This is a genomic window from Flavobacteriales bacterium (assembly GCA_020635795.1).
GTDB lineage: Bacteria > Bacteroidota > Bacteroidia > Flavobacteriales_E > Vicingaceae > Vicingus.
This window is the reverse complement of sequence record JACJZD010000001.1, coordinates 71,115-86,690: the sequence shown is the minus strand read 5'-3', so window position 1 is coordinate 86,690 and position 15,576 is coordinate 71,115. Positions and strand designations below refer to the sequence as shown.

10 protein-coding genes are annotated in these 15,576 nt (G+C 33.1%); 3 read left to right on the top strand and 7 right to left on the bottom strand.

Annotated elements, in window-relative coordinates; translation table 11 throughout:
- Window positions 1-2: 2 nt before the first annotated feature.
- The gene (locus H6589_00390) at window positions 3-3,155 is read right to left on the bottom strand and encodes a TAT-variant-translocated molybdopterin oxidoreductase (protein ID MCB9173049.1); all 3,153 of its coding nucleotides are present in this window, start codon (window positions 3,153-3,155) and stop codon (window positions 3-5) included.
- Window positions 3,156-3,186: 31 nt separating this feature from the next.
- A complete protein-coding gene (locus H6589_00385) occupies window positions 3,187-4,806 on the bottom strand; it encodes a c-type cytochrome (GenBank protein MCB9173048.1) in 1,620 nt (539 codons plus the stop codon).
- A 222-nt stretch (window positions 4,807-5,028) separates the two neighbouring features.
- Between H6589_00385 and H6589_00380 the strand changes: the two genes are divergently transcribed.
- Window positions 5,029-5,427 carry an SPOR domain-containing protein gene (locus H6589_00380; protein MCB9173047.1) on the top strand — a complete coding sequence of 133 codons (399 nt, stop codon included), beginning with the start codon at window positions 5,029-5,031 and terminating at the stop codon, window positions 5,425-5,427.
- A gap of 50 nt (window positions 5,428-5,477) precedes the next feature.
- Here the strand turns inward: H6589_00380 and H6589_00375 are convergent, their stop codons facing one another.
- The 3 genes from H6589_00375 to H6589_00365 all read right to left on the bottom strand — a co-directional run bounded on the left by H6589_00375 (window position 5,478) and on the right by H6589_00365 (window position 9,742).
- Window positions 5,478-6,293: a hypothetical protein gene (locus H6589_00375; GenBank protein ID MCB9173046.1), complete on the bottom strand. Its 816-nt coding sequence runs from the start codon at window positions 6,291-6,293 to the stop codon at window positions 5,478-5,480.
- Window position 6,294: 1 nt separating this feature from the next.
- Window positions 6,295-7,386: a Nif3-like dinuclear metal center hexameric protein gene (locus H6589_00370; protein MCB9173045.1), complete on the bottom strand. Its 1,092-nt coding sequence runs from the start codon at window positions 7,384-7,386 to the stop codon at window positions 6,295-6,297.
- 82 nt (window positions 7,387-7,468) lie between these two features.
- Entirely contained in the window at window positions 7,469-9,742 is a 2,274-nt protein-coding gene (locus H6589_00365; protein MCB9173044.1) for an aconitate hydratase, read from the bottom strand.
- Between the two features lie 226 nt (window positions 9,743-9,968).
- On the opposite strand from H6589_00365, the gene H6589_00360 reads away from it, so the two are divergent.
- Together H6589_00360 and aspS are read left to right on the top strand one after the other, a co-directional pair.
- Complete coding sequence (locus tag H6589_00360) at window positions 9,969-10,958, top strand: T9SS type A sorting domain-containing protein (protein ID MCB9173043.1); 990 nt, start codon at window positions 9,969-9,971, stop codon at window positions 10,956-10,958.
- Between the two features lie 63 nt (window positions 10,959-11,021).
- A complete protein-coding gene (gene aspS / locus H6589_00355) occupies window positions 11,022-12,755 on the top strand; it encodes an aspartate--tRNA ligase (GenBank protein ID MCB9173042.1) in 1,734 nt (577 codons plus the stop codon).
- A gap of 27 nt (window positions 12,756-12,782) precedes the next feature.
- Here the strand turns inward: aspS and H6589_00350 are convergent, their stop codons facing one another.
- Together H6589_00350 and H6589_00345 are read right to left on the bottom strand one after the other, a co-directional pair.
- Complete coding sequence (locus H6589_00350) at window positions 12,783-14,213, bottom strand: T9SS type A sorting domain-containing protein (GenBank protein ID MCB9173041.1); 1,431 nt, start codon at window positions 14,211-14,213, stop codon at window positions 12,783-12,785.
- 43 nt (window positions 14,214-14,256) lie between these two features.
- Window positions 14,257-15,567: a T9SS type A sorting domain-containing protein gene (locus tag H6589_00345; protein MCB9173040.1), complete on the bottom strand. Its 1,311-nt coding sequence runs from the start codon at window positions 15,565-15,567 to the stop codon at window positions 14,257-14,259.
- Window positions 15,568-15,576 lie beyond the last annotated feature (9 nt).

Sequence of the window (15,576 nt, the reverse complement as noted above, 5' to 3'; positions counted from 1 at the left end):
TGTTAAGCTTCGCTATTTTTTAAATTTCTAACTTTAGTTTGATAGTATATGTTAGGTTGTTGACCTACTTCTTCAATAACTCTATACGCTCTATCATGCTTCATTCCTTCTGCAACTTTACTTAATGAATCATTCAAGTCACCAAAAGTAATTGCATTTGTAGGACAAGCTGTAGAACAAGCTGTTTGGATTGAACCATCTTCAACTTTAGTTCCTGCTTTTTTAGCATCTAATTTACCTGCTTGAATACGTTGTACACATAAGCTACATTTTTCCATTACACCTCTTGAACGAACTACAACATCTGGGTTTAACACCATACGTCCTAAATCATCTTGTGATGGATTCACATCAGTAAATAATTTATAAGCTTTGTAATTGTACCAGTTAAATCTTCTCACTTTATAAGCACAGTTGTTTGCACAATATCTTGTACCAATACATCTGTTATAAGCCATCATGTTTAACCCTTCATTACTGTGTGTGGTAGCTGCAACAGGACAAACTGTTTCACAACCAGCATGGTTACAGTGTTGACACATCATTGGTTGATGAACAACATGAGGATTATCTGCAGCTCTTTCCATTTGAGTGTATGCAGAAATACCTCCTACATTTTCAGCTGCTTTTGTTTTATCATGTGTATCACCAATTTTACCAACTTCCTGATAGTCACTAGAATAATATCTATCTATTCTCATCCAGTGCATAATTCTACCTCTTCTTACTTCATCTTTACCAATTACAGCAACGTTGTTTTCTGCAACACAAGAGGTAACGCAAGCACTACAACCAATACAAGTATTCAAATCAATTGACATTCCCCATCTGTGACCAATGTTTTCAACTGGTTGAGCTCCCCACAAATCAATTTCTTTGATATTTTTCTTAATTGCTTCTCCTTTCTCGTGAACCAATAAAGTATGAGCAGGATTATAATCTTCTTTGTTTCCTTTTTTGTAGATGTCTATTACTGTCTCTCTAATAATTGAATCTCTACCCATTATCGTTTGCTGAGTTTGAGTCGCAGCAACATGATAATCCATGGAAACATCTGCAAGAGTAGCAACACCATAATATGATAGACCAGCATCAGTTAATGAAACCAATGGATAAGCATTTTTACCAGTTGCTTCGGTCATGTTACCTACTTTTTTACCATAACCAAGAGCGACACCTATTGTTCCTTTAGCTTGACCTGGTTGAGCAACCACAGGTAAATTCTCTACCGTTTTTCCGTTTACTGTAACATTAACAACATTTGCCAATTCTTCTTGACCTAAGTTAATGTTATAACCTTTATCCAACATCTCTGCTGGGTTCATGGTTACGTAGTTGTCCCAAGTTACTTTTGTTAATGGGTCTGGCATTTCTTGTAACCAAGGGTTATCTGCTCCAGCACCATCACCAACACCAATATTTTGAGTTAATTCAATTTCAATTGCTCCTGTTTTTGCAGTTTTAATTGCAGCATAAGCTGTTGCAATATCTCCATTAAAGGTTAAACTTTCGGTTGAAGTAAAAGGCAATTCAACAACACCATCATGTAATGCTTTATTCCAGAAATCTGTAAAAAACAACTGGCTAGTTTGTTGGTTAAATATGTTTTTCTCCCAATACGCTTTTAGATAATCGTAATAAGAAGTACTATTTCCTTTCCAAGTCAAGAAACTTTCTTGGGCTTGACGAGTATTAAATAATTTCGAAATGGTTGGTTGAGCTAATGAGTAATATCCAGGAACAGGCTTTGCATCGTTCCACGACTCTAAAGCATGGTTGTCAGGACAAACAAACTTGCACAATGCAGCTGTTTCATCCATTTTTGAAGCAAACGAAACAGATAGTTTTACTTTAGCTAAAGCCGATTTAAACTCATCACCTAAAGTAAATACTGGATCAACACCATAAATAAACAAGGCATCAACTTCACCAGCATTCATTTCTTTAATTAATGCTAATAATGCAGTATCATCACCTCTTTTAGTATTCGACTGGCGAACTAAATCAATAGTTTTACCATAATTACCTAACAGGTTATTGATGGCATTTACTAAAATTTGTACATTTTTATCGTTAGAACCACAAACAACAATTGACTCTCCTGCTGTAGCTTTTAAATCTTTTGCAACTGCTGCTATATAATCATCATATTTAGTTGCAGCAGCATTAACGCTACCACCTAATTTATTTAACAATTGGGCAACAACTGCTCCGTATTCTGATGGCTTAACAGGAACTCTTACATCTGCATTTGTTCCAGATAACGACATGTTAGCTTCAAACTGGTAGTGTTTCGACATCCAATCAGCATCAGGTTTACGAGTTTGTGCGTAATCGTTTACATACATTAAAGCATCTAACCAGTTACCCATAAAATCAGCACCAATACTAACTATAGTTTTAGCTTTTTTAAAGTTGTAAGTTGGAACAACACCTTTACCAAAAGTTTCTTGGTTAGCATTTAAAATACCTGAATATGAAATTGGGTTGTATTGAACCCATCCATCTAAAGTCCTACCTATAACGTTTCCTTTATCATCTGTAGCATCTTTACCTGCGAAATCAAACAAGATACTTCTCGTAGCATCACTTATAATTGTTGATGAAAGAACTCTTACTTTGCTAGCATTAGCTAATCCATTTTTAATAGCCGAATCTACTGATTTCCAATCAGATTCTTTACCATCCATCATTGGGTTTTTCAATCTATTGTTATCATATAAAGATAAAACAGATGAATTGATTCTTGCATTTACTGCACCTTTAGTTAAAGTAGATGAAGTATTACCACTAATAAAAATTGGACGTCCCTCTCTTGTCTTAACTAAAATAGGCGCATAATCATTACCATCAAAATAAGTAGATGCATAATAATTAGCAACACCAGGAGTTATCTCTTCTGGTTTATTTAAGTAAGGTATCGCTTTAGTTACAGGTGTTTCACAAGCAGCCAACGAAGCAGCAGCAACACCAAACCCTAAAAACTTAAGAAAATCTCTTCGTGAAGTTGAAGAACTTTCTAATGATTCAGCATCTCCTAAAAATTCATCAACAGGTAAATGTTCCGGGAACTCGTTTTTTGCAGATTCTAAAAACTTAGGATCTTCATTAAATTGTTCTAAACCTTTCCAGTATTTTTTTGTATTAGCCATAATATTATGTTAAAGCTTAAAAGTTCTAATTATTTTAATAATGACATTTTGCACATTCCCAACCACCAATTTCTTCAACAGTTAGTTTTCCATCTCCTAACCATTTGTCTTTGTATTGTTCAGTCATTCTTGAATGCATTTCTTCGTAGTATCCATTACCTTCAGTAACAACTCCTGTTTCATGGTGACATTGAATACACCATTTCATTGTCAATGGAGAATATTGCTCCACAACATCCATTTCTTCAACTGGACCATGACAAGTTTGGCATTTTTGTCCACCTACAGTAACGTGTTGTTGGTGACTATAGTAAACATGGTCAGGTAAATTATGAACCTTAATCCATTTTACAGGAGTTGGGTTATTACCATAAGCTTGCGTTTCAGGATTGTAATCTAAATGTTTATAGATTTTTTTGATTTCATCAGTCATTGGATACTCTTCACCATTGTAAGTAAATGTTTTACCATTTGAACCGTCAACATATTTGTGACAATTCATACACACATTTAATGATGGGATACCAGATGTTTTACTGTGTCGAGCACTAGAGTGACAGTAGTTACAGTCAATTTTATTGTCTCCAGCATGTACTTTATGAGAAAATTTGATTGGTTGTTCTGGCTTATATCCTGTATGAACACCTATTGTAAGTGCTCCATCCATTAAGTTTAATAACCCTCCAAAAACAAGTACAATAACAACAGCAGCAACAATTCCTTTATTTTTGCTTACCGTGTATTTGCAGGCTTCAGCAAAAGATATCGGTCCAGCATATTCAACACCTTCTTTGTTAGCCGCAGCTTTAGCAATAGAAACTCTTGACTTATTCAACAACATGATTAAACCAGCTAAAACAACTATAATGATGATTAAAATAATCATTGTAGCTTTTGAATCTGATTTAGTTTCAGTTGCAGCCTCTTCAACCTGAGCAACATCACCAGCTTTTACAGGTGGATTTTTTATGTAAGCCAAGATTGCTTTAATTTCATCAGGACTAACTGCTTGAGCAGGCATTGGAACTTTATTAAATTCTTCAAAAATTGCCTTAGCATCAGCATCTCCGCTAGCTATTAACTCAGCAGAATTTGTAATCCATTTTACCAACCATTCAGCATTTCTTTTTTCATTGATTCCTTTTAACCCAGGACCAACCAATTTATTATCACCAACACTATGACATGCAGCACAATTTGCTTTAAACAATTTCTCTCCTAGTAATACCTCTTCGCTTGCACCTTCAGCTTTTGGAGCTTCTTCTTTTGCAGCAACTGCTGTTTCAGCATTTGGATTTGCAATATAATCATAGATTTCATTCAATTGCTCATCAGAAAGTGCCTGAGCAGGCATAGGAATTTTATTAAACTCTTCAAAAATAGCTTTAGCATCAGCATCTCCACTAGCTATCAACTCACTAGAGTTTTTTGTCCATTTCAACAACCATTCTCTGGTTCTTTTTTCATTCACACCCTCTAATCCAGGCCCCACCAATTTATTAGCCCCTACACTATGACAAGCAGCACAATTTGTTTTAAATAAATCTTTACCGCCTTGTGCATACAATGAAGTGTGTGCAAAAAGTGAAACAACATACAAAAACGACAATTTAAGTAATGCTGATTTTTTTACTTTATTTATTATCTTATTCATACTAAAATAGTTACAATAATTTTATGAAATCTGTTAGTTCAACGGCAACAAATTTATAAGAAACCTTGTTTTTTTTATATGATTTTGGAAAAATTGTTTGAATAAAATGCAATTTAGAATGATTCTAAATAGTGTGTTTTCCAAAAATGGAATCATTTTTGAACAAATTAATCCATTTCTGGATTTATTTATTTTAATTTTGACTAACCAATTTACCAAATAATGAATAAAACAATTGTCTTTATATTTCTTTTAGTCTCTGCTTATCTTTCAGCACAAACCGACTCTTCATCAACAAACACTGTAAAAGTGATTAAAGATAGTCGAATTGACGATATGGTTCAAACCTACAAATCTTCATATACATTAACAGGTTATCGAATTCAAATTTTTTCGGACAACAAAAAACAACCTGCAAGAGATGAAAAAGCCAGATTTTTAAGCTCGTTTAACTCCGTTAAAGCTCACGAAGTATATCAACAACCTTTTTTTAAAATCAGGGTTGGTGATTTTAGAACAAAATTAGAAGCTTATAAATTTCAAAAAGAAATTATGGCTCAATTTCCAAATAGTTTTATTGTTAAAGATGAAATTGAAATTGACCAACTGATTAGTCAATAAAAATGAAAGGGATTCAAATTGAATCCCTTTCATTTTATATGATTTACATCTTATGCTTCATCTTCATCAATTGCTTTCGCTCTCGCTAATCGTCTTTTTGGTTTAGCTTCCTCTGGTACTTCTTCGTAATTAGGATCAAAAGCTGAATCAACTAAAATACGACCACAGTGCTCACAAACCAATACTTTTTTGTGCATTTTAATGTCTAACTGACGTTGTGGAGGAATAGCATTAAAACAACCTCCGCAAGAATCTCTCTGAATAGTTACTACACCTAATCCGTTTCTAGCATTAGAACGTATTCTGTGATAAGCATTCAACAATCTATCTTCAATAACTTTAGCTGCTGCCTCAGATTTTTTCATCAAACTTTGTTCTTCAGCTTGAGTTTCAGCAGTAATTTCTGCCAATTCGTTTTGTTTATTTTTCAAATCAATTTTTCTTCCATCAAGGTATTCAACAGCCTCATCAATCTTTTCTTGTTTAGTAGCTAATAAATAACCACCTTCTTTGATTTTCTTTTCAGCTAATTCAATTTCTAATTTTTGAAACTCAATTTCTTTAGTAATTGCATCAAACTCTCTGTTATTTCTAACTTTATTTTGTTGTTCTTCGTATTTCTTAATTAAGTTATTCGAATCTGTAATCGAATTCTTTTTATTTGACAATTCAATTTTAAGGTTTTCGATTTCTGTATTCAGATTTTCTAATCTTTTTTGAAGACCTTCAACTTCATCTTCTAAATCCTGTACTTCTAAAGGAAGTTCTCCTCTTATTGTACGTATTTTATCAATAGTTGAATCAATCACTTGTAACTCGTACAATGCTCTTAATTTTTCTTCTACTGTAGCTTCTTTCTTTGCCATATTAAAGGTAATTAATTGGGTTTGTATTTATTTCAGATAAACGAACGGCGAAATTAGTAATTTTTTTTGTAAGTATTTCATAAAATATTTCAGATGTAAATTGTTCACTTTCGTAATGCCCTATATCTGCAATAACTATTTTATCTTCTGCATCAAAAAATTGATGATACTTAAAATCAGCAGAAATAAACACATCTGCACCCGATGAGATGGCACTGTTTAATAAAAAACTACCCGAACCACCACACAAAGCCACCTTTTGTATTTTTTTTTCTTTCAATTTGGTATATCGAAGACTCCCTGCATTAAATGTTGTTTTTACTTGTTTTAAAAATGCTATTTCGTCGATAGGATTTTCTAAATCTCCAACAATTCCACTACCTATATTATAAGTATTATCTAATTGATAAACATCGTAAGCCACTTCTTCGTAAGGGTGAGCTTTGATCATTTCTTGAACAATTCCATCAACTCTTAACGATTCTGCCACAACCTCAACTCTTAACTCTTCTTCTTTTTGCAATTTTCCAATTTCACCAACAAAAGGAGTAGTAGATTCTCCTGCTTTAAATGTTCCAATACCTGTTGTATTAAAACTACACTCCGAGTAATTTCCAATAGCACCCGCACCAGCTTTAAACATGGCAACTTTTACCTCTTCAGCATGAGATACAGGACAAAAAACCACAATCTTTTTAAGTAGTTGATTCTTTTTAGATAAAATCTGAATGTTTTTTAAACCTAATTTTTCTGCTATTTTGAAATTTACGCCATTCACAACATTATCTAAATTGGTGTGAGCCGCATAAATGGCAATGTCATTTTTTATCGCTTTGATAACCGTTCGTTCAATATAATTTTTGCCATTAAGCTTTTTTAACCCCGAAAACACAATGGGATGATGGGCAACAATTAAATTACAGTTTTTATCTATCGCTTCTTGAACGACTTCTTCTGTGCTATCCAAACAAATTAACACCCCAGTAATAGCTTGGTTTTTATCCCCAACAATTAACCCTGCATTATCATAACTCTCCTGATAAGACAATGGAGACAATTCTTCTATTAATTGTATAACTTCTTTTATTTTCACATTGTTGATTATTAGTAAGTAACAAAGCTAATAAAAAAATGCCCCACAAATTGTGAGGCATTTTAAGTTTGAATATTAATGTTTAAGCCTTAGCAGCTTCTTCTTTAATTAAGTTAAGTGCTGAACCAGCTCTATACCAATCAATTTGTTGAGCATTGTAAGTATGTTTCAACATTATTGTTTCAGAAGAACCATCTGCATGAACCAATTCTAACGAAAGTGGTTTATTCGGTGCAAAATCTTTTAAGTCAATAAAGTTAAAGGTATCATCTTCTTTTATTTTGTCATAATCTGCTTCATTAGCAAATGTCAACCCTAACATACCTTGTTTTTTAAGGTTTGTTTCATGAATACGCGCAAAAGACTTAACAATAACTGCAACAACTCCTAAATGACGAGGCTCCATTGCAGCGTGCTCTCTTGAAGAACCCTCACCATAGTTCTGGTCTCCAACAACAATACTAGGAACACCAGCAGCTTTATATGCTCTTGCTGTTGCAGGCACTTCTCCTTTTGCTCCAGTTAACTGATTTACTACTTCGTTGGTAGCTCCACCAAAAGCATTAACTGCCCCAATTAAACAGTTGTTTGAAATATTATCTAAATGACCTCTATATTGCAACCAAGGACCAGCCATTGAAATGTGGTCGGTGGTACACTTACCTTGTGCTTTAATTAACAATTTAGCACCTGTAATGTTTAATCCATTCCAAGCAGGAAAAGCATCCAACAACTGTAATCTGTCTGATTTTGGATCAACCTTTACAGTTACTTTACTACCATCTTCTGCTGGAGCTTGATATCCATTATCATCCACCGCAAATCCTTTTATTGGTAATTCAAATCCAGTTGGTTCAGCCAATTTAACTGCTTCCCCTTTTTCATTTACTAATGTATCCGTAATTGGATTAAAATCTAGTTTTCCTGAAATTGCAACTGCAGCTACCATTTCTGGAGAAGCAACAAAAGCGTGAGTATTTGGATTACCATCAGCGCGTTTTGCAAAGTTTCTGTTAAACGAATGGATGATGGAGTTTTTTTCTTTTTTCTCTGCTCCTGGTCTATCCCACTGACCAATACACGGTCCACAAGCGTTGGTAAAAATTCTAGCCGATTCAAATTTATTGAACGTGTCAATTAACCCATCTCTTTTAGCAGTAAAATAAACTTGCTGAGAACCTGGATTAATTCCTAAAATAGCTTTCGGTTTTACACCTTTACTTACTGCATCTTCAACAATTGAAGCTGCTCTACTTAAATCTTCGTACGATGAATTGGTACAAGAACCGATTAAAGCCCACTCAATATCTGTTGGCCAACCATTAGCCGCTGCTTTTTCTTTCATTTCAGCAATTGGAGTAGCTAAATCCGGCGTAAATGGTCCGTTTAAATGTGGCGACAATGCAGATAAATCAATCTCTATTACTTGGTCAAAATATTTTTCTGGATTAGCATACACTTCATCATCACCAGTTAAATGTTCAGCTACAGCGTCTGCCAAAGCAACAACATCAGCTCTATCGGTTGCTTTTAAATATCTTCTCATTGAATCATCATACCCAAAAGTTGATGTAGTTGCTCCAATTTCAGCCCCCATGTTACAAATAGTACCTTTACCTGTTGCAGAAAGTGATTTAGCACCTTCGCCAAAATACTCAACAATAGCACCTGTACCACCTTTTACGGTTAAAATACCCGCAACTTTTAAAATCACATCTTTTGGCGCTGTCCAACCGTTTAATTTTCCTGTTAATTTAACACCTATTAATTTAGGCATTTTTAACTCCCAAGCCATACCTGCCATTACATCAACAGCATCAGCACCACCAACACCAATTGCAACCATTCCTAAACCCCCAGCATTAACTGTATGCGAATCGGTTCCAATCATCATTCCTCCAGGGAAAGCATAATTTTCTAATACCACTTGATGGATAATACCAGCACCTGGCTTCCAAAAGCCTATACCATATTTATCACAAACAGAACTTAAAAAGTTAAACACTTCGTTATTCTCATTTATCCCATCTTGTAAATCTTTCGTAGCACCAATTCTTGCTTGAATCAAGTGGTCAGCATGAGCAGTAGAAGGAACTGCTACTTTAGCCTTACCCGCTTGCATAAATTGCAACAACGCCATCTGCGCAGTCGCATCTTGCATTGCAACTCTATCAGGAGCAAAATCAACGTATGATTTACCTCTTTCGTGTGCAACTGTTGCTTCACCATTCCAAAGATGGGTGTAAAGAATTTTTTCGGAAAGTGTTAAAGGTCTTCCAACTACCTTTCTTGCTGCAGCAACCCTTAGTGGGTACTTTGCATAAACAGCTTTAATCATTTCAATGTCAAATGCCATAACAATTTGTTTAGTGGTTAATAAATAAATTTAAAAAACACAGCTTATTATGGATAAATTCTCTTGCCAACTTCACATTATCCCGGGTAGGATATCCCAACTTGCTGTTACGAAGCACAAATTTAAGCCTTTTTTAATTTTTTGCAATAATTAAGCATGAATTCTTTTTTATGCTTACATTTAAACTTAAAATCAGTGTTTTACCGATTTTTATTAAAAATCAAAAATGAAAAAAATAGTTGTTATTTTTCTTCTTATCTGTTCAACGAGTTCTTTTGCTCAGACTTATTTTCCTTTTCCTGATAGCGTTGGTGTTTGGAAACAAACATCTATCTATGATCAGATGTCTACCTATGGTTTTACACATTACAATATTTTTTTAAAGGGTGACACTAATATAAATGGTAACTCTTATAAAAAACTCTACACGTATTCCTGTGGGCAATTTATTTTACCATCAACGACTCAGACCCCCATCTTCAACTGCCCAATTGACACCTTAAATTCGCTATATTATGGAGCACTTCGAGAGGTAAATAAAAAAATATTATTTTTTCCAGATAGTCTATATAATTATACACGCAATTATAATTTCTGTTTCACAATTAATTCATCTCCTACAAGTTTTGATGAAGAACTTCTCTTATATGATTTTAATATTAGTATTGGAGACACTGTTGTATATGAAACTTTAGATAGCTTAAAAATGATAATTACCTCTATTGACAGTATTATAATCCAATCAGATTTTAGAAAACGGTACAATTATAATTTAATATCTAATTGGAGTTCGTCATGTAATCCTTTTGGTACTGGTTTAAATTATGTTGAAGGTATTGGTGATATTAATTCTGGATTATTTAGCTTGTTTATGTTTTATTTTGAAAATGCAGAATACATAAATTGTTTTGAAGATAATGAGGTTACCTTCTCTAATAATGGTGGATGTGTTACAAATAGTTTAAATGAAAATGTTCAAAAAAACAAATTAAAGATATATCCCAACCCAAGTTCAGATAAATTCTTTATTGAGTTAGAAAATCCTACTCCGACATCAATTCGTTTGTTTGATATAAACGGGAAAGAAATCTACTCAACCACTATTAATCAAGTTACATCTACAATTGATGTTTCGTCATTTAAACGTGGTTTATATTTAGTTAAACTTATTGATGAAAAAGGTACTACAAAATCACAACTGATAAGTATTTATTAATTCCATTTTATCGTTATTTCAACCATATCTTTTTATTATTTTTGTCGCTCAAAATTTAATAAAATGTACAGATCGCACACCAACGGAGAATTAAGAATTAACAACGTAAACCAAGAAGTTACCCTATGTGGATGGGTTCAGAAAAAACGCGATTTAGGCGCCATGACTTTCGTGGATTTACGCGACCGTTATGGAATTACTCAATTGGTGTTTTCAGAAAATCAAAGTGAACTTACGGCTAATTTAGGTCGTGAGTTTGTTGTTCAGGTTACAGGTAAAGTTGCCGAAAGACAAAGTAAAAACAACAACATCCCGACAGGAGATATAGAAATAATTGTTACCAACCTTACCATATTAAACAAAAGCAAAACCCCACCTTTTACCATCGAAAACGAAACGGATGGTGGCGAGGAATTACGTATGCAATATCGTTATTTGGATTTGAGAAGAAATCCTTTACGTAACAATATTGAATTAAGACACCGACTTTCTATTGAAGTTAGAAAATATTTAGACAGCATTAATTTTCTAGAAATCGAAACTCCTTACTTGATTAAATCAACTCCAGAAGGTGCTCGTGATTTTGTTGTGCCAAGTAGAATGAATCCAGGTCAGTTTTATGCTTTACCTCAATCGCCACAAACCTTTAAACAATTGTTAATGGTGAGTGGTTACGACAGGTATTATCAAATTGTACGTTGTTTTAGAGATGAGGATTTAAGAGCAGACCGTCAGCCAGAGTTTACTCAAATTGACTGTGAAATGGCTTTTGTAACTCAAGAAGATATTTTACAAACTTTTGAAGCCTTGATGGTTCATTTGTTTCAAGTTACTAAAGGAATTGATTTTGATTCATTTCCAAGAATGAGCTATGCTGATGCTATGCTGAATTATGGTTGTGATAAACCAGATATCCGTTTTGGAATGCAGTTTAATTACCTTACTGATATTGTTAAAAATAAAGGTTTTGCCATTTTTGATGATGCCGAAACAGTTATTGCTATAAATGCTGAAAATTGTGCTTCATTTACTAGAAAACAATTAGATGAATTAACTGACTTTGTAAAAAGACCGCAAGTTGGAGCTAAAGGCATGATTTATTTACGTTGCAACGAAGATGGAACATTCAAATCGTCAGTTGATAAATTTTACAGCGAAGACGAATTAAAAAAATGGGCATCAGCATGTAGTGCAAAAGCAGGTGATTTAATCTTGGTGCTTTCGGGTGATTTAGCAGCTGCACAAAAACAAATGAACGATTTACGTTTGCATTTAGGAAACCAATTGGGATTGAGAAACCCTGATATTTATGCTCCGCTTTGGGTGTACGATTTTCCTTTATTAGAATGGGACGAAGAAAGTAAGCGTTTCCATGCTATGCATCATCCGTTTACTTCTCCAAAAACTGAAGATTTAGCTTTATTGGATACTGACCCAGGAAAAGTTAGAGCAAATGCTTACGATTTAGTGTTAAACGGAACTGAGATTGGTGGTGGTTCTATCCGTATACACGATAGAGCTGTACAATCAAGAATGTTCGATTTATTAGGATTTACCAAAGAAGAAGCTCAAGCTCAATTTGGATTTTTAATGAATGCCTTCGAATATGGTGCACCTCCTCACGGTGGAATTGCTTTAGGTTTTGATAGGCTTTGTGCCTTATTTGGTGGACAAGAAACCATTCGTGATTTTATAGCATTTCCAAAAAACAATAGCGGACGAGATGTGATGATTGATGCTCCAGCAACAATCGATAATAAACAGCTCGACGAATTAAATATTAAAGTAACATTATAAAAAAAGCCGCTTAACGCGGCTTTTCTTTTATTCTTTTATTAGTTTCTCGGTATAGAGCTGATTTCCTTCTTTATCTTTTATTACCAAAAAATACATTCCACTTTTATAGTTTCCAATATTTATTTGTTTGGTCAAATCTTGAAAAAGTAATTTTCCGTCAACCGAATAAACTTCTACAAATTGTTGTTGACCTACAATATTTACTATACTTGTTGTTGGATTAGGGTAAACAGTATAATTAGATAAGTTGTTATTGTTAATTCCAACAGAGCATGGATTAGGGCAACTAGTGCTAAAAGAAGTTTGTGGGTCAATTAGTGTCCAATTTGTTGTAGACCAAGCAACATTATCGACTTCAATACAAGTAAGCGTTGGGTTGTCATAAGCATAAAAAAGTGTACTTGGTATATTAGTATTGTTCCCATTTTTTATATTTAAACACGTTAGTTGATTATTTCTACAATCAAAATTATATATAGATGAATTATTCGATAAATCTAGGCTAGTTAGTAGATTATTAGTACAATGGAAATCGGTTAATAATGTATTATGAGAAATATCTAATTCATTTAAAAGATTATTGTCACATCTAAACCGAACCAACAAAGGGTTTTGCGACAAGTCAATACTAGAAATTTGGGTTGACGAAAAAAAAAGATACTTAAGAAGTTTATTCTGAGTTATATCTATACCTGTTAAATAATTGCTTCCAAAGCTCAAAAAATTCAATAAAGGATTCTGAGATACATTTAAACTTGAAATAGGATTCAAAAAACATCTTAAATCATTTAAAATATGGTTTTGAGTCACATCTATATTAGTTATTAAATTGTTTACGCATTCTAAATACATCAATGTATAATTCTGTGAAACGTCTAAACTAGTTAGTTGTGTGCTAGTACAATTCAAATACCTTAAAGAATCATTTAATGTAACATTTAATTGACTTAACTGATTAACAGAACAATCTAAATACTTTAGATTAGTATTCTGTGTAACATCAATACTTGTAATTAAATTATTTGAAAAATTTATTGTATCTAGTATCACATTTTGAGACACATTAATACTTGTAATAAGATTATTCTGACAATTAAGATAAGTTAATAGAGTATTTTGATTAACATTCAAACTAGGTATTAAGTTGTCTCTACAATCTAAATGTGATAAAACTAAATTTTGACTAACGTCAATACTTTCTATACTATTATATGAACAATTGAGATGAGTTAAAGACGCAAAATCTTGAATCCCAGTTAAACTCAAAATATTTGACCAATTTACATTTAGATAGGTAACTGTATCAATATTAGCAGTTGTTACTTGACCATCTATAGATGAATCCAATCCTAACCAAATTAGAGCCTGTTCAAAATTGGCATCTGGTATAGCAGTTGTTTGAGCATTTGTCGAGCCTAAGAATATAAATAGTAGAAAAAAAGTAATTATTGTTTTCACACCTTATGCTTATAATTATTATTGAACAGTAAAGTTCATTTACTTAATCTTTAATCAACTTTTCTTTAAACAGTTGAAATCCCTCTTTATCTTTTATTACAACAAAATAAACTCCTTTATTGTATCCATTAAGATTAATTTGATTTGTATAATCTTTTACGATTTGCTGTCCTAAAACATCATAAACCTCAACAAATTGGTTTGTTTTTCCAAAATAAATATTGCCCTTTGTTGGGTTTGGATAGAGAGCAAACTTACTTGATGTTTCAGTATTTGAAACAAAAGTTCCTAAACAATAGGTAATAGTAGGAGCAATTGTTCCCAAATTAAAATCAATATAAGGGTATGATGGTGGAGGTGTTGCATCACAAAAATCAAATGCTCCAGTCATCGACCCTGAATTATATGAGGTATCCTGCATCGTAAAAGAACCCGTGCTTGACCCAGTTATCGTATTAAAATTATAAAAGCTATCTCCAATATCAAAGCTACCATCATTATTAAAGCTAGCAGTATTACTTAAACTATCTGCATTTAAAAAACTTACTGAAAGAGTAATTGTTCCTGTACTTGTATTGTTAAACACCTCATTGTTCCACATACTAACAGCTCCTACTATTGAGCCATTATTGGTAAAGTTCCCCATGTTGGTCATATCATCAAAACTCAATGCATTATTGTTGGTAAATACACCATTAATATAATTGGTGAATTGTAACCACTCAATAGCACCATTATTGGTAAATAATCCATTATTTGTAGCACTATCGGCTTTAATTAACCCATTAGAAAAATTAGTAAAAGTTCCATTATTATACATGCTATCAACAACGGTAGTCAACCCTTGTATTGTACCATAATTTTTCAATATACTATCATTAAAGAATGTCATTATTCGCAAATTATCATTATTGCTAAATTCTCCATCATTATACAAACTATCAACTCCTTGCATTAGTGAATTATTGGTCAAATAGCCAAAATTTGCAACTCTTTTCACATTTAAAACTCCTGAATTTACAAAACTACCTGAACTAATTAGAATTGAACGTAAAGTAACAATACCGCTACTACTAAATTGTGCTGAAGGACCATTCAACCAGATGTCTCTACCAAATGAATCATTAATTAAACTTCCTAAAACAGAAATTGTTCCTGAAGTATATGCAAAACTTGTATCCAATGTAACCACATGACTTATAGTAACATTATCACCAGGAATAGGGACTCCAATAGGTGTCCATGTAAAAGGATTCATCCAATTGCCGTTTGCAGCGGAAGTATAGTTTGTTGCATCAGCATTGAACGTGAATAAAATTAACGACAACACTACAAAAAAGTATTTTCTTATCATATTTTTAAG

Coding starts and splice junctions, on each gene's coding strand:
- H6589_00385 (MCB9173048.1), bottom strand. CDS start 4,806: ATGAATAAGATAATAAATAAAGTAAAAAAATCAGCATTACTTAAATTG.
- H6589_00380 (MCB9173047.1), top strand. CDS start 5,029: ATGAATAAAACAATTGTCTTTATATTTCTTTTAGTCTCTGCTTATCTT.
- H6589_00375 (MCB9173046.1), bottom strand. CDS start 6,293: ATGGCAAAGAAAGAAGCTACAGTAGAAGAAAAATTAAGAGCATTGTAC.
- H6589_00365 (MCB9173044.1), bottom strand. CDS start 9,742: ATGGCATTTGACATTGAAATGATTAAAGCTGTTTATGCAAAGTACCCA.
- H6589_00360 (MCB9173043.1), top strand. CDS start 9,969: ATGAAAAAAATAGTTGTTATTTTTCTTCTTATCTGTTCAACGAGTTCT.
- aspS (MCB9173042.1), top strand. CDS start 11,022: ATGTACAGATCGCACACCAACGGAGAATTAAGAATTAACAACGTAAAC.
- H6589_00345 (MCB9173040.1), bottom strand. CDS start 15,567: ATGATAAGAAAATACTTTTTTGTAGTGTTGTCGTTAATTTTATTCACG.